Below are 15,885 nucleotides of genomic sequence, written 5' to 3'. Positions count from 1 at the left end.
CATTCACCCTTCTACCTTCAATTCAAATATTGTATCGCGCAGCTCAGCAGCACGTTCGAAATCGAGTGCTTTTGCTGCTTCCTTCATTTCTACTTCTAGAGAAGCAAGTAACTGCTCTTTTTCCGCCTTCGTCAGCTTCTTACCTTTCGTTGCCTTCGTTACATAAGACTCTTCTTCCTCTGCCACCTGTGTCGCACGAATTACATCAGGAATTTTCTTAACAATCGTTTTCGGTGTAATGCCATGCTCTTCGTTATACGCCATTTGCATTGTTCGACGACGCTTCGTTTCTTCAATCGCCTTTTTCATCGAATCCGTCATATTATCTGCGTACATAATGACATGGCCATTGGCATTACGCGCCGCACGTCCAATTGTTTGAATGAGTGAACGCTCTGAACGTAAAAATCCTTCCTTGTCAGCATCTAAAATCGCCACAAGGGAAACCTCAGGAATATCAAGCCCTTCTCGCAATAAGTTAATGCCGATTAGCACATCATAAGTACCTTTGCGCAGCTCGCGAATAATTTCAATACGCTCTAGCGTCTTAATCTCCGAATGCAAGTACTCCACCTTTAAGCCCATTTCTTTCAAATAAGCTGATAAATCCTCTGACATTTTTTTCGTCAATGTTGTAACGAGCACTCGTTCATCACGGGCAATACGACCTTGAATCTCATCGATTAAATCATCAATTTGCCCTTCAATAGGACGTACGTCAATTTGTGGATCAAGCAGCCCTGTTGGACGAATAATTTGCTGCACCATTTCCGGAGTATGCTCAAGCTCATACGGGCCAGGTGTTGCTGATACATAAATAGCTTGATGTATATGTTTCTCATATTCTTCAAAACGTAAAGGGCGATTATCTAGTGCAGATGGCAAACGGAAGCCATGCTCAACTAGCACACCTTTACGTGCTTGGTCACCGTTATACATCCCTCGAACTTGTGGCAAAGTAACGTGACTTTCATCAACAACAAGTAAAAAATCATCAGGGAAATAGTCAAGTAGCGTATATGGCGTTGCTCCCGCTTCACGCAAGGTTAAATGACGCGAGTAGTTTTCGATACCTGAGCAAAAGCCCATTTCACCCATCATTTCTAAATCATAACGAGTACGTTGCTCTAAACGTTGTGCCTCCAATAATCTATTCTCTGCACGTAAAAGTGTTAGACGCTCCTCCAACTCTTTTTCAATATTTTCAATGGCTTTTCGCATTTTTTCTTCTCGTGTAACGAAGTGGGATGCTGGGAAAATAGCTACATGATCACGATCCGCTAGTATTTCTCCAGTTAACGCATCCACTTCGCGAATTCGATCGATCTCGTCTCCAAAAAATTCCACGCGGATACATTGTTCGTCACGGGATGCAGGGAATATTTCCACTACATCACCACGTACCCGAAACGTCCCACGTGTAAAACTCACATCATTACGCTCATACTGTACATCGACTAATTTTCGAAGCAACTGATTACGTTCAATTTCCATTCCAGTTCGCACTGACACGACCATTTCACGATATTCTTCTGGAGAACCTAGACCATATATACAGGACACGGATGCAATAATAATGACATCATCACGCTCGAATAATGAAGATGTCGCAGAGTGACGCAACTTATCAATTTCATCATTAATGCTTGAATCTTTCTCGATATAAGTATCCGTCTGCGGTACATAGGCCTCTGGCTGAAAGTAATCATAGTAGCTGACAAAGTATTCAACTGCATTATTAGGGAAGAACTCTTTAAACTCACTATATAATTGACCAGCTAATGTTTTATTGTGTGCCATAATAAGTGTCGGTTTTTTTACCTGTTTAATGACATTAGAAATCGTAAACGTTTTTCCTGTTCCTGTTGCACCGAGCAATGTTTGATGTCGTTTACCTGCAAGTACACCCTCCACTAATTCCGCAATTGCCTGTGGCTGATCTCCATTAGGCGTATATGGCGCTTGTAAATCAAATGTTTGCACACATGTCCCCGTCCTTTCCTTCCAATTTGTACATATATTTTAGCATAGCATTATTAAAATTTCGAACATTTAACGAACGAATGTTTGTAAATATTTTTTCATTTGTTATATTTAAGATGATTCTGATAGAACATATGTACTAAAATATTCAATTACAGCCTATCTATAAATAGATTACCCTTTCCAAATGTTAGCTAATCGAGATAGGAAGATGTAAATGCATAACCGAACGCTCAGGTGAGGTTATGCATTGTGATCGGGTTGGCCATAGAACTGCTCAGGTAACTTGAAAACTGATCGGGTTAGTCATAGAACTGATCCGGTGGCCGATAGAACTACTCAGGTAGGCTCAAAACTGCTCAGATCCCACGAAATTTCGATTCCCGTCTTACTATATATCCAATCAGAACCTAAACAAATTCAAGATATTCAATCACCAATCTTGGAAATAAAAAAGCAAAAAAATCCCGCCCTCCAATAAGCGGAGAGCGGGCTCGTCATATTATTCACTTGCATCTTGGTGTAAAGCTACTAGTTCGGCTGCGTATAGATGAAATGCCATTTCATCTTTTTCATCGAGTGCTCTATCTATCAGAACCATGAGCTGCTCTTCACGATGCTTACGCTGGATATGATTTAAAAATAAATCTAAATAAATCTCGTTTAATAATTTCTCTGCCTCGTCAACTTTCTTTGACTGACCAACGGCTTTTAGAAAATCTGTATACGAATAATATTTATCCAACGAATCTCACCTCGATCCTTTTCTAAATTATATGAAAATTGAATTTAAAATGCAATGCATAAGAACTGAAAATCACTTTCGATTTACTATTAATCTCTTGCTGTTTCTAGTAATTTCTTTAAGCATTTGCTTAAAACAGCAATGGTTTTCTTCTTTTATCTATATTTTCTGAATTCAAATTTGTGTTTTACACTTCAATAATAAATAGAAAAAGGAGGCTTACATATATGTCAGCAAACTACGTCAATGCATATTTAATATCTTTCAACACCTATTTACTTCAGCCAATTCAGTACGACTCTAAAATTTTCACACGGGTAATTGATAAGCATAATGAACTGATCGTCACACGAAAGCCAATGCATATATTACGAAAATCTTGTATTTCACTTGGAACAACCTATGAAGCAGCAAAACATTCCGCCAAACGCTTCTTCGGCAATCAGCATAAGCTTCCAATCGTTGTTGCTTATGATTACGGTTATCCATGTATTTTTTTCCCAACATATTCGCCAAACTCTGTCCACAATATTTGGATTGGACTTCACGCCATTGCGAATATTGTACCGAGTAAAATGGGCTGTATCGTCACACTGAAAAATAATAAACAGATTGAACTACCTATTCAATATGCTTCGATTAGTAAGCAATTTGTCAATGCATCGATGCTCTATAAGCATTACATGAATGAGCGGAAGGAGATTAGCCAAGACACTCCGTATCATCCACCTTTTTAATAGAATTTTTTCGCAGAACTAAAAAACCCCCTCAAAAGCACAATTTTACTGTGCCTCTGAGGGGCTTTCATTACCCGATTTTTGAACGTAAGTATGCATTAATGAATGGATCTACATCGCCATCCATCACCGCTCCTACATTACCTGTTTCTTCATTTGTACGATGATCCTTCACCATTGAATATGGATGGAATACATATGAACGAATTTGTGAGCCCCAGCCGATTTCCTTCTGTTCACCACGGATTTCATCTAGCTGTGCTTGCTGCTTTTCGATCTCTAATTGATAGAGTTTCCCTTTTAACATCGTCATGGCTTTTTCACGGTTTTTAATTTGTGAACGTTCTGCCTGACATTGTACGACAGTACCAGTTGGAGTGTGCGTAATACGAACAGCTGAATCTGTCGTATTAATATGCTGACCACCTGCACCTGTTGCACGATACGTGTCAATTTTTAAGTCCTCTGTACGAATATCAATTTCAATATTGTCATCGAATTCAGGCATAACGTCACAAGAAACGAATGATGTATGACGACGACCCGAAGAGTCAAATGGTGAAATACGCACTAAACGATGGACACCTTTTTCTGCTTGCAAATAGCCGTAAGCATTATGGCCCTTAATGGACAATGTTACAGATTTAATACCTGCTTCATCGCCTGGAAGATAATCAACGGTTTCGACTTTAAAGCCACGTTTTTCCGCCCAGCGTGTGTACATACGAAGCAGCATTGAGCCCCAATCCTGAGATTCCGTACCACCTGCTCCTGGGTGCAGCTCTAAAATCGCATTATTTTGATCGTATGGACCGCTTAATAGTAATTGTAGCTCAAAATCGCCCATTTTTTGCTGGAATTCTACTAATTCATTGCCTAGCTCTTCATGCAATTCTTCATCAGGCTCTTCTCGCAATAGCTCTAGCGTCATATCTAGGTTCTCATGTGTTTCCAATAAATCTTTATATTCATTAACAATTGCCTTTAAGCCATTGCTTTCATTAATGATTACCTGTGCGCCTTGCTGATCATCCCAAAAGCCTGGCTCAAGCATCAATTCATCTAATTCCTGAATGCGTGCCTCTTTGTTTTCTAAGTCAAAGAGACCCCCTAAAATCCGCCAATTTTCCGGCTGAAGTGTCTAACGCGTTACGTACATCTGCTAATTCAATCATTGTTAAATCCTCCGAACATTATTAATGGGGCTATCTTTTCACTTCTATGATAACCACCTAAGCTTTTAGAAAAATCAGTACAAAAAATGATTTTAAAATACTCATACTTCATTTTTTCAAGCCCCGTATCTCTTTATTATAACGTTTTTACGGCGGAAAACATACTTTTTTACAATACAGTATAGTGTGTCAATCATTTTCAGCTTCATCTTCAAAGATAACGTTGTTCGCCATTTGTCGGAATACTCTACCTTGATCATATTGAACTAGTAAATGCTTCATTCGTTTCTCCAGTTTATATTTTAGTAAAAACGCTCTTTGAATTCTGGATTCAAATGCTCTGACACTTAGATCCACATTAAATTTATAGCCGTTCATAAAAACTACTTTTGTATGCTTATTATCTACAGCTTGATAGTCCTCGATATGATGAACAGCAAACCATTTACATTCAGGTCGTAAATAAGACTTACTTGGAAACCATACAATATTACTTCGTTCATGAACAACTATGGGATTTTTATTCAACTTGCCAAGTATCATTTTCGAGCCATCGAAAGCCCCTCTTAAGCTTGAACCAAAATAACGTAGATTATAATCCATTAATTTTGTCGGTGCTAATTTTGAAATATATTCGTTATCCCTTTCTATTACGCGTGTGCACAAGTTTCCATGGGCATCATACTCCGGTATATACAGCATCGTTTCACTACTCATAATGTCATCACAATGCATGTTAATCCTCCTTAAAATAATATTTATTTTTTCTAGTAAAGAGGAGTATACTAATAAATATATTGGTATACTCCAATGTATTTCCTCGAGAAGGTCTTACCAGGACTCCTATTCTCGAGGATTTTTATATCCACACATGAATCATCCCCTTATCTAAAGAAAATAAGTTTGAATTTTCAAAATTTTCATACTATTCGTATATACTCATAATAAATCAGAAAAAAGTTATAAACATTACCCTTTTTATTGAACTATTTACCTATTGTTGTAGTATTATGTATCTTTTTCTGAATTTTCTAATATCCCAACAGATTTAAGCTCTCTATCAAAACATAGAAAAAGACCATTTTAACATTCAGTTAAAATGATCTTTTTCATAATCGTTAACTTATTGAGCTGCACCATGGCAGTTTTTAAATTTCTTACCGCTTCCGCACGGACATAAATCATTACGTCCGACATTTTCAGCCTTACGGACAGGTTGTTTTTTCGGAGCTGAACCGCCATCCTCTTTCGGATTAACAGCTTGACCTTTTGCAACTTCCTCACGCTCTAAATTATGATGGATTTCTGCCTTCATCGCATATTTTGCTACATCTTCGCGAATGGAAGCGACCATATCCTCAAACATAGCAAAGCCCTCTTGTTGATACTCACGAAGCGGGTCATTTTGACCATAAGCACGAAGATGGATACCTTGACGTAGCTGATCCATAGCATCGATATGATCAATCCACTTCGTATCAATTGAACGTAATAAGATAACCTTTTCAAATTCACGCATACGTTCTGGCGTAAGCTGTTCTTCTTTTTCATCATAACGTACTTGAACAGCGTTAGAAATTAGCTGGTTAATCTCTTCTGCGGATTTACCTTGGAAATCTTCCACCTTCAGATCGCCTTCATCTAATAGGTTTGCTGCAACATAGTCATCAATTGCTTTTAAGTGCCAATCCTTTTGCTCACCTTGTGTATACAATGCGACAACGTTGTCGATCGTTTCTTGAATCATAGACTCAACAAGCACACGCATATTTTCTGTTTCTAATACATCGTAACGCTCTTTATAAATAATCTCACGTTGCTGACGTAGCACATCATCATATTGTAATAGACGTTTACGAGCATCGAAGTTATTACCTTCAACACGTTTTTGAGCTGATTCTACTGCTCTTGAAACAACTTTAGATTGTAGTGGCTGTGAATCGTCCATTCCTAATTTCATCATCATGGATTTCATATTATCAGAGCCAAAACGACGCATTAATTCATCTTCTAGTGACAGATAGAATTGAGTAATCCCTGGGTTCCCTTGACGACCAGAACGACCACGCAACTGATTATCGATACGACGAGATTCATGACGCTCCGTACCAATTACCGCTAAACCGCCAAGCTCCATTACACCTTCTCCAGGCTTAATGTCTGTACCACGGCCAGCCATGTTCGTAGCGATTGTTACTGCACCCTGCATACCAGCATTCGCAATAATTTCGGCTTCACGCTCATGGTTTTTCGCGTTTAATACGTTATGTGGGATTTTATGTTTATCCAATAAATTCGAAATTATTTCAGACGTTTCAATGGCGACAGTACCAACAAGAACAGGTTGTCCTGCTTTATGGCGCTCTGCAATATCTGCCGCCACCGCTTTATATTTTCCATCCATCGAAGCAAAAATTAAGTCTGGACGGTCATCACGAGCTATCGGCTTATTCGTTGGGATCGCCACAACACTCATATTATAAATATTACGGAATTCCTCTTCTTCTGTTTTCGCTGTACCTGTCATACCTGCAAGCTTTTGATACATACGGAAGTAGTTTTGGAATGTAATTGTCGCCATCGTCATCGATTCATTTTGAATCTCTACGCCCTCTTTGGCCTCGATCGCCTGATGCAGTCCATCCGAGTAACGACGACCTTTCATTAAACGACCTGTAAAGCCGTCAACAATAACAATTTCTCCATCCTGAACAACATAATCAACATCATTATGCATACTTACGTGTGCCTTTAACGATTGGTTAATCGCATGGTTTAAACGTACATGTGTTAAATCAAATAGGTTATCGACGCCAAATGCTTTCTCTGCTTTTTCAACACCAGCATCTGTTAACGTAACACCTTTTGTTGACTCTTCATATGTGTAATCCGTTTCCGCACTTAGCATACGACAAAACGCATTAGACTGTTTATAAAGCTGCGCTGATTTCCCAGCCTGACCCGAAATAATTAATGGCGTACGCGCTTCATCAATTAAAATCGAGTCAACCTCATCGATTACCGCATAATGTAACGGACGTTGTACACGTTCTTCTTTATAAAGCACCATATTATCACGTAAATAGTCAAAGCCAAGCTCATTGTTTGTACCATACGTAATATCAGCTTCATAGGCTGCACGCTTTTCTTCTTTTGTCAGGCTGTTCAAATTTAAACCAACCGTTAAGCCTAAGAAATTATACAGATGTCCCATTTCCTCAGCATCACGACTCGCTAAATATTCATTGACTGTCACAACGTGTACGCCTTTACCAGTAATGGCATTTAGGTAAACAGACATCGTAGCCGTTAACGTTTTACCTTCACCAGTTTTCATTTCCGCAATATTACCTTCATCTAATGCCGCAGCACCCATAATTTGCACACGGAATGGGTACATCTCTAACACACGTTTTGACCCTTCACGACAAACGGCAAAAGCTTCCGCACGAATCGAGTCTAAATGCTCTCCGTCGGCATAACGTTTTTTAAATTCTTCAGTTTTCGCTTGTAATTGATCATCTGAAAGCTGTTCCATTTGAGAAGCGAATCCCTCAACCTGGTCAGCGATTTTTTCTAATTTTTTTAGTTCACGTTTATTGAAATCAAATAATTTATTTAATAGGTTTGCCATGAATTTTTTCACTTCCTATATAGTCTCAACTATCATTTTACCATTGTATAACAGATTCATGCAAACAGAGTCCTTAGCATGAAAAGAAATCATATCAATTTAGTGAAAAGATATACCAGCATTCATCCCACCACGTATATAGGTAGTAATTTCCACTGAATGAAGATAAAAAAGGCTCCCGCTTTTCGCGAGAGCCCTTGTACATAATAAAGTTTAAGTTGTTTCAATTAAGCCGTATTTACCGTCTTTGCGTTTGTAGACAATATTTGTGCCGTTTGATTCTGCATCTGTAAAGATATAGAAATCATGCCCTAGCATATTCATTTGTAAAACAGCTTCTTCTTGATCCATCGGTTTTAGATCAAATTGCTTTGTGCGAACAATAGAATATTCTTCGTCCTCTGTTACTGCATCAGCTGCTGCTTGAGAAGTAGCAAAATAAAGGCCTGTACCTTCGCGCTCACGGAATTTACGGTTTACCTTTGTTTTATGCTTACGGATTTGACGTTCTAATTTATCAACGATTAAGTCAACCGCAGCATACATATCATTATGACGCTCTTCTGCACGAAGAGTTAAGTTCTTCATTGGAATTGTAACTTCCACTTTAGTTTGCTTGTCATTATAAACCTTTAAATTTACGTTAGCGTTGGCGTTAACATCTTCGTTAAAATAACGTTCAACTTTCTCGATTTTGTTTTCAACATACTCTCGAATAGCTGGAGTTACCTCAATATTTTCACCACGAATGTTAAAGTTTAACATGTAAACTCCTCCTTTATAACTGCTATACTATATATTTCTACACAAGTGTGTGAAATTCCTCTAAAATAATTCTTTTTTTCACAAAAAAATTTATTCCTGCAATAATGGGCAGTATAGGCGAAAGCAAAAGAAGTTAGGCAAGGGATGAACAAAATCCATCCCCCACTGATGAATGTTTCACTTTACGAATGAATATTATTTAGTTTTGCCTCTTCTGCTTCTTTTCTTCGGCGTAGCTTTAACTCTTCGACAATCAAATCTTCAACTGACTCTTGATTATTGAAATTCACACCATACTGCTTGCCATTACCAAAAGGACGGCTCCAAATGACTTCTCCATAAGCTCGTACCTCTCTTGTATCAAGAACAAAGCGTAAATCCAAAGGACGAGGATTGGCACCTAAATCCACCTCAGTAAACATCTTCAAACCGCGTGGACTAATATCAAGCAAGTCAGCCATTGCTGTTTGCGCTTGATTGACTCTACCATCCTCATATATTGCAAAAGTCATTTTAACAGGCTCATCGAACTTAAATCGAAAACCTTCTTGGCGTTTAAATATCATCTACCCACTCCAATACTATTCTAAACATCTATTTAGCTTGATTATGACACGATGCATGTTTTTCATCTAGAGGGAATAAGTAACATATATCGCAGGATAAAGACCTATTTTATGACTAATTAAACCGTCGCCTTTCGTATGACATAAATGTCCGTGTCTCGTATTTGTCGCAAAGAAAAGAGACCATCACGAATCGATGGTCTCGATGTTGTCTAAATTTGTCCTGTGTTTCCCTGACCGAATTGCTGCTGTCGATTGATGCGAATTACTTCCTTCCATGTATCACGGAATTCCGTCACTAATCCCTCAACTTCTTCAATAATAGCGACATCACTTTGAATATTTGCTTCGACTAAACGGCGATTCATATATTCATAGAGAGCAAACATATTTTTTGATATTTCGATGTCCATATTTAATGTCGCCATCAGCTCGCTAATAATTGCTTGTGCTTTGATAAGATTTGTATTTTTATCCTCGACATTTTTTTCTTGAATGGCATGTTTTGCTTTATGCAGGAACTTTAAACAACCATTATAAAGCATTAACGTCAGCTCACCAGGGGAAGCAGTTGTAACACTATTTTGTTTGTACGCATTTTGCGCTGTTAAATTTGCTGCCAATAAAGGACAACTCCTTTGAAAGGTTACTTTTTTACTAGTTTAAACCATTTAACGAAGAAAAGCTAATAGGTAAATGTTAATTCTTTTTGTCATAATACATACCATCCATCACACGAACATTCGAATATGGATCGAAGTATTGTCCTTCACTTTTTTTCGTTTTTTGTAGGTTTGCCATATCCTGCTTTACGGCGCTCATGACAGCAGCCAATCGTTCTTTTATCCCATTATCTAATTCAAGTAACGTTCGATGAATGCGATTCTGTTCGTCGAATTGAAAGCCTTCTTGAACCAAACCTTCAATAATCTTTCCACGCTTGTCTAACAAACTGTTGATATTATCAATATATTCATCGCGCTCTTCACCTTTTGGAATGTCACCCAAAAGTTTAAATAAATTAGCTGACGCCTGCAATAGCTGTTCTATTAGTTGCATAATTTTCTCCTACTTTGCTAATTAGTAACGACCGCTAAAACCTTAACCTTATGAGAACATACTCGATTGCTGGTTTGCTTTATTGATTGCTTGCTCCATAGCTGTGAATTGCTTCCAGTATCGAGCTTCGACATCTCTTAGTTTAGCTTGTAATTTCGTCATACGCGTATCAGATTCATTAATCGCAATACCCAAACTAAATGTATTGTTAACAGCTCCTTCTTTCCCCGCCTGTTTCTCAATTTGAGTTGTCATTTTTTTCATTTCATCGCGTAAACGCCACGCAATTCCACGACTATCTCCTGCTGCAGTAACACTACCAGTTTGAGAGAACATTTTAAACACTTGGTCTGGGTCTTTTTCTAATGCAGCATCTAGTTTATCTTCATCAGCAATAACAAGCTTACCATTATTTTTCATATCTTTAGATGTAGTAATACCAATTTCAGCTAAAGAATCCATGAATTTATCTCCTAGGCCTGCAACACTACCCATAAATGTTTCGCGCATTTTTGCCATTCCATCTCGCATAATTGAATCACTACGCAATAAACCACTCTTCGCTTTTTCATCCCAAAGCTTTTGCTCATTTTCACTCATATCTTTACGCTGCTCAGCTGTTAGTGGTGCATAATCACGATATTTACTTTCTTTTAGCTGTTTATTAAACTCATCAATCATTTCGTTATATTTTTCAACAAACTCCTTGATTTGTTCCTTTGCAGCCTTTGTATCAGTAGTAGCTTGCATTGTGACTGTGGGTACTGTCGAACCACCTGTTGGCGTATTGTTCTTTACTGCTTCAGCATTAGCATAAGCTTGCTCCGCATCTTTTTCACGTTGCAAGCCAGCTGCATAGTTGTTTTTTGCACTATCATAACTTGCTTTTTCTTTTTCATAAGTAACTTGCTTTGTCGCAATATCCTTAAACTCAGTTAGTCTAGTGGAATCCTGTGAAAGGAACTGTAATTGTTCTACCTTTGTATCTTTCAGCATGGTTTTTAAGGAGCCGTCTGCAAGCTCATTAATAGCAGTTGTAATTTCTTCTGTTGTCTTACCGTTCATGCTATTTAAAAACGTAATTGCCTCATCATTTGTAAGTAAATTTTTATTTGTTGCTTTATAAAGTCTCTCATCCGCTTCTTTATTCGCTTGATTGCGGAAATTCTCAAGGCTACCTGCATTATCTTTCAGTCTTGCTAAATCTGCATCACTGTAAACGCTGAATTGGCTCATCGCTCTTAGTGTATCGAAATCATTATTTTTAATAGCATCAATATCATTATCACTTAAATTCGCAATACGATTTTTATCAGCAAAATCTTTGTAAACTGATTGCTCATGCTCAGTTAAAGTTGAAGCAAATTTACCATTGTATGCAGTATCATAATCTGTCTTAAATGTGCTAGGAGGTAATGTAGCATTTTTCAATTCATCTATCGTAGAAAAAGAAGTACCAAAGTAATGATTCGCAGCATCAATGTACTTTTGAGTAAGCCCATTTGGCCCTGTCATAGCATCTTGTGCATTTTTAAGCTCTTTTTGTGCTGCCTCATATTGTTTTAAAGCAACGTCACCAGCATTAAAAGTATCTTTTAATGTCATTTCATAACCTGAAATCATAAAAGTGTTAGATGAACGCTCTGTTTGAATACCGTTCACTTCAAACATAGCATTCTTACCATTGCTAGCCAATTTGCCATCTGTTGATCCGAAGCCTAGTTTACTAAATACTTCCAATCCGCCTGTAACAACAATTTCACCTTGTCCACTTTTTTCACTACCTGTGTTTTTGGCAGTTAAGGATAATTTTCCACCTTCAAATAAAGCAGTAACACCTGCACCACTATTGTTAATTGTTTTTACTAAATCATTGATGGTCATATCGTTATTAAAATTAATTTTTGTTGCCTCTGCCGTTAATCTACCATCCTTACCAATTGATTGGATAGAAATCGAATTTTCACTTAAATTTAGCTCACTTACTTTCGAAGTACCTGTATATGGCGTCTGGTTACCTACAGTTTGAGCTGCAGAAGCTAATTGTGATACACCACCAATTGTAATATTACCAGTTGCTCCTGCAGTAGCTTTTACTGATACTAAATTTTCATTTGATGACGTTGCTGTTTTTTGATTCATTTTTCCTGAAAGAATCATTTTATCTAATAAGAAAGTATCAAATGTTTTTAACTTTGCATTCACATTGCGATATGCATCACGTTTCCATTCTAATATTTGTTTTTGTTGAAAAGCTTTATTCAAAGGCATACGTTCTGCCTTCATTAATTTCTCTACAAGTGAATCAATATCCATACCAGACGCTAAACCGCCAATTCTTGTTACCATACTCTTTTCCTCCTCATTAATATTTTTATATTTTCTTGTCTACAATCATACCAAGCATTTTCTGCATCTCATAAAATGCGTCCAATAGCTTTTTGGGAGGTATTTCTTTTACTACCTCCTCGGTATCTTGGTCAACCACCGTCACATAATATCGTTCTAACCCTTCATGATATACAAACTTTGCTGCGCTGTGTGTAGCTTCTAACATTTGATTCATTGTATTTACAGCTTGTTGAACTTTAGCCTTAGTTTCCTCAGCATTTTCAAGTAATTGGACTTGTTCAACTTTAGATGTAGGTATTATTGAAACTTCACTACCTTGATTCGTTTCCCCCTCAACTGCTGGTTTATTTTTAATACCCGTTTGGATTATCGCCTTTGCATCCATATTAGTATTTTCTGATATACGCATGTTTCCCATCCCCCTTGATTCTCTTACAAGCGTTACTAGAGATAATATCGGATAAAAAAAAAAGAATTTCAGTTTTTCCATAAATCATGAATAAAAAACTGAAATTCTTATAGTTATAATGGCGTTCTTAGGGTAAAAATCGAAAAATATTATAAATAATATTATTTCTAGTCTTATACTCCTAGGATTGATTTAACTCACCATTATGACAAACATGCGTTCCTGTGTATTAAATCCAGGATATTCCACCCCTCCTTACATCTTGTAAAAAAGAAGGTATGTTAAATTAATTGTCGAATTCATTGCTCATCCATCGCATTAATTGGATTTATTTTCATTATACACAAATCAAATTCATTTGCTCTAATTTGCGGACAAGGCGACGCATATTGTTAAAGTTACCATAACCTGTATCTCCATCAAGCAAGATTGGGATATCTACAGCGTCGCTCATAAATTCAACTACGTCTAAAACCTGGGTCCAAGAGGCTTCATTGTTGTCACGCACACCAAGTGAAGCAGAAATTGATAAACCACTCGCCCAAATGCCCTTTAATCCTGCATTTTCAACAATTTTTGCTGAGAGACCATTATGGGCTTCCATTAAAAATTGTGTACTATTTGATAATAATAACTTCTTTAGTTTCATATTAAACCTCTTTTTTAAATATTATTCTACACAAATAAGGATCTTCACCATGATAAACTGAAAGACCCCGCCCTTTAACTAGTCGATATATAGAAAAATGATTTTCTAACATTTTTTTTATAAAAATATTTGTATCTATATATCTTCTATAGTGATTATCGTGAACCTTATATAGTTGATAATCTTCTTTTGTCCTAAACTCACTTATCAAATCGAAATCCTGTTTTATAACTTTTAACAAGGATTCTATTATTAAACTTTCTACTTGCTCTGTAATAGCATGGAAAAAAAAGCGAGTATACAATAATAATTTTTTATTATTTTTTTGTAACTTATCATTAACATCCATTAACAGCCTAGCTAATTCCTCTTTCTCTGATAAATTTACGCATTTAAAAGACAGGTTAGGGGACGTTATCTCTTTATTTTTTGCAATAGCCGTTTCTGAACCATCGACTCCTATAACTTCAAAACCTCTGCTTGCAAAATATCTACTATCAGCTCCTTCCCCACATCCCAACTCTAAAATTAAATATTCTTCTGGTGAATATCCTACTACAAACTCACTTCGACTAAATGAAGAAGATTCTATATTTGAATTTTTTTCTGAATAAAACTCATTCCAATAATTTCTATTTTTATACATAAAGGCTCCTTTAAAAATTAACTAATTTATTTATTTGTTTTATTACTAATAATTGATCTGATTCAGTAATTAAAATATGTAAAGGCAATGTCAAAGCATATTCATACCATTTCTCCGCCTTCGGACACAGTCCTTTTTGATAACCCAATTGCTGATAATAAGGATGCCAGTAAACAGGAATGTAATGCACGTGCACACCAATATTCGCTTCTCGCATGGCTTTAAATACTTCTTTACGATTAACATGTTCAGGCAACTGTACTGAATATAAATGCCATCCTGATTCTGTATTAGGCAAATTATAAGGTACTGTGATACCTTTTACATCCTCAAATAGCTTGTTATACATTGCCGCAAGCTCACGACGTTTAGCAATAAACTTATCAAGCTTTTTCATCTGAGAAATACCTAATCCAGCTTGTAAATCTGTCATTCGATAATTGTAGCCAAGGTCGGTCATCTCGTAATACCAATCACCTTGTTCCTGCGCATATGGTGTTTGCTCAATACCATGACTGCGGAATTTCAACATTTTTTTATAGTATTCCTCACTGTCTGTAACAATGACACCACCCTCAGCTGTAGTAACAGGCTTTACAGGGTGAAAGCTAAACATCGTCATATCAGCAAGTGTGCCTACTTTACGACCGTTATATGTAGCACCAAGCGAATGTGCACCATCTTCAATCACAATTAAATTATGCTTTTTGGCAAGATCCATAATCGGATCCATATCTGCTGGTTGACCCGTAAAATCAACTGGAATAATGGCTTTTGTCCTTGATGTAATATTTTTTTCAATTTCTTTAACGTCAATGTTATATGTCTTCTCATTAATATCAGCAAAAACAACAGTACCATTCATGTAACGTACACAATTTGCACTTGCCGCAAATGTAATCGGGGAAGTGATAACCTCATCTCCTTCACCGACTCCTGCTGCATAGCATGCCCCATGTAATGCGGCTGTGCCGTTTGAAAATGCTACCGCATACTTTGTACCAACATAATCAGCTATAGTTTGTTCAAACTCTTCGATTTTGGGACCTGTCGTTAAAAAAGGAGAACGCAATACATCCACTACTGCTTGAATATCCTCCTCATCAATAGCTTGGTGACCATAAGTTAATAAACGCCGCATATTATTCTCCTCTATTTATTTTCA

General features: G+C 37.0%; 14 protein-coding genes and 1 pseudogene. 1 reads left to right on the top strand and 14 read right to left on the bottom strand.

Annotated elements, in window-relative coordinates:
- Positions 1 to 3: 3 nt before the first annotated feature.
- Positions 4 to 1,983, bottom strand: a complete 1,980-nt coding sequence (gene uvrB, locus ACIQLB_RS19645) for an excinuclease ABC subunit UvrB (RefSeq protein ID WP_400729614.1) — start codon at positions 1,981 to 1,983, stop codon at positions 4 to 6.
- Positions 1,984 to 2,485: 502 nt separating this feature from the next.
- Entirely contained in the window at positions 2,486 to 2,728 is a 243-nt protein-coding gene (locus tag ACIQLB_RS19640; protein WP_400729611.1) for an IDEAL domain-containing protein, read from the bottom strand.
- 227 nt (positions 2,729 to 2,955) lie between these two features.
- Between ACIQLB_RS19640 and ACIQLB_RS19635 the strand changes: the two genes are divergently transcribed.
- Complete coding sequence (locus ACIQLB_RS19635; RefSeq protein ID WP_400729608.1) at positions 2,956 to 3,465, top strand: competence protein ComK; 510 nt, start codon at positions 2,956 to 2,958, stop codon at positions 3,463 to 3,465.
- Positions 3,466 to 3,535: 70 nt separating this feature from the next.
- Here ACIQLB_RS19635 and prfB read toward each other — a convergent pair.
- The 12 genes and pseudogenes from prfB to pseC all read right to left on the bottom strand — a co-directional run bounded on the left by prfB (position 3,536) and on the right by pseC (position 15,861).
- Positions 3,536 to 4,640, bottom strand: a protein-coding gene (gene prfB / locus ACIQLB_RS19630) for a peptide chain release factor 2 (protein WP_400729605.1) whose coding sequence is annotated in 2 segments (ribosomal slippage) — positions 3,536 to 4,564 and positions 4,566 to 4,640 — 1,104 coding nt in all. Because the reading frame shifts where the segments join, the coding sequence is not laid out codon by codon here.
- 189 nt (positions 4,641 to 4,829) lie between these two features.
- Positions 4,830 to 5,375 (bottom strand): competence protein ComK, encoded by a 546-nt coding sequence (locus ACIQLB_RS19625; protein ID WP_400729602.1) that lies wholly within the window; start codon positions 5,373 to 5,375, stop codon positions 4,830 to 4,832.
- 388 nt (positions 5,376 to 5,763) lie between these two features.
- Complete coding sequence (secA, locus tag ACIQLB_RS19620) at positions 5,764 to 8,274, bottom strand: preprotein translocase subunit SecA (protein WP_400729599.1); 2,511 nt, start codon at positions 8,272 to 8,274, stop codon at positions 5,764 to 5,766.
- Positions 8,275 to 8,487: 213 nt separating this feature from the next.
- A complete protein-coding gene (gene hpf, locus ACIQLB_RS19615) occupies positions 8,488 to 9,039 on the bottom strand; it encodes a ribosome hibernation-promoting factor, HPF/YfiA family (RefSeq protein ID WP_400729596.1) in 552 nt (183 codons plus the stop codon).
- Positions 9,040 to 9,221: 182 nt separating this feature from the next.
- Positions 9,222 to 9,605: a PilZ domain-containing protein gene (locus tag ACIQLB_RS19610; protein WP_400729593.1), complete on the bottom strand. Its 384-nt coding sequence runs from the start codon at positions 9,603 to 9,605 to the stop codon at positions 9,222 to 9,224.
- Between the two features lie 212 nt (positions 9,606 to 9,817).
- Positions 9,818 to 10,228 carry a flagellar export chaperone FliS gene (gene fliS, locus ACIQLB_RS19605; RefSeq protein ID WP_400729590.1) on the bottom strand — a complete coding sequence of 137 codons (411 nt, stop codon included), beginning with the start codon at positions 10,226 to 10,228 and terminating at the stop codon, positions 9,818 to 9,820.
- Positions 10,229 to 10,304: 76 nt separating this feature from the next.
- Positions 10,305 to 10,664 (bottom strand): flagellar protein FliT, encoded by a 360-nt coding sequence (gene fliT / locus ACIQLB_RS19600; RefSeq protein ID WP_400729587.1) that lies wholly within the window; start codon positions 10,662 to 10,664, stop codon positions 10,305 to 10,307.
- 48 nt (positions 10,665 to 10,712) lie between these two features.
- Positions 10,713 to 13,013, bottom strand: a complete 2,301-nt coding sequence (gene fliD, locus ACIQLB_RS19595; protein WP_400729584.1) for a flagellar filament capping protein FliD — start codon at positions 13,011 to 13,013, stop codon at positions 10,713 to 10,715.
- A 25-nt stretch (positions 13,014 to 13,038) separates the two neighbouring features.
- A complete protein-coding gene (locus ACIQLB_RS19590; RefSeq protein WP_400729581.1) occupies positions 13,039 to 13,425 on the bottom strand; it encodes a flagellar protein FlaG in 387 nt (128 codons plus the stop codon).
- A gap of 340 nt (positions 13,426 to 13,765) precedes the next feature.
- Positions 13,766 to 14,074, bottom strand: a pseudogene (locus ACIQLB_RS19585) (isocitrate lyase/phosphoenolpyruvate mutase family protein); the annotation flags it as partial.
- A 1-nt stretch (position 14,075) separates the two neighbouring features.
- Entirely contained in the window at positions 14,076 to 14,720 is a 645-nt protein-coding gene (locus ACIQLB_RS19580; RefSeq protein WP_400729578.1) for a class I SAM-dependent methyltransferase, read from the bottom strand.
- Positions 14,721 to 14,730: 10 nt separating this feature from the next.
- The gene (gene pseC / locus ACIQLB_RS19575; RefSeq protein ID WP_400729576.1) at positions 14,731 to 15,861 is read right to left on the bottom strand and encodes a UDP-4-amino-4,6-dideoxy-N-acetyl-beta-L-altrosamine transaminase; all 1,131 of its coding nucleotides are present in this window, start codon (positions 15,859 to 15,861) and stop codon (positions 14,731 to 14,733) included.
- Positions 15,862 to 15,885 lie beyond the last annotated feature (24 nt).

The sequence above is a fragment of the Lysinibacillus sp. NPDC092081 genome, assembly GCF_044755845.1.
GTDB lineage: Bacteria > Bacillota > Bacilli > Bacillales_A > Planococcaceae > Lysinibacillus.
Note: the sequence above shows the minus strand (reverse complement) of the source record. Positions and strands in the feature narration are given on the sequence as shown.

Coding starts and splice junctions, on each gene's coding strand:
- ACIQLB_RS19610 (WP_400729593.1), bottom strand. CDS start 9,605: ATGATATTTAAACGCCAAGAAGGTTTTCGATTTAAGTTCGATGAGCCT.
- ACIQLB_RS19635 (WP_400729608.1), top strand. CDS start 2,956: ATGTCAGCAAACTACGTCAATGCATATTTAATATCTTTCAACACCTAT.
- secA (WP_400729599.1), bottom strand. CDS start 8,274: ATGGCAAACCTATTAAATAAATTATTTGATTTCAATAAACGTGAACTA.
- ACIQLB_RS19580 (WP_400729578.1), bottom strand. CDS start 14,720: ATGTATAAAAATAGAAATTATTGGAATGAGTTTTATTCAGAAAAAAAT.
- fliD (WP_400729584.1), bottom strand. CDS start 13,013: ATGGTAACAAGAATTGGCGGTTTAGCGTCTGGTATGGATATTGATTCA.
- fliT (WP_400729587.1), bottom strand. CDS start 10,664: ATGCAACTAATAGAACAGCTATTGCAGGCGTCAGCTAATTTATTTAAA.
- ACIQLB_RS19590 (WP_400729581.1), bottom strand. CDS start 13,425: ATGCGTATATCAGAAAATACTAATATGGATGCAAAGGCGATAATCCAA.
- ACIQLB_RS19625 (WP_400729602.1), bottom strand. CDS start 5,375: ATGCATTGTGATGACATTATGAGTAGTGAAACGATGCTGTATATACCG.
- pseC (WP_400729576.1), bottom strand. CDS start 15,861: ATGCGGCGTTTATTAACTTATGGTCACCAAGCTATTGATGAGGAGGAT.
- hpf (WP_400729596.1), bottom strand. CDS start 9,039: ATGTTAAACTTTAACATTCGTGGTGAAAATATTGAGGTAACTCCAGCT.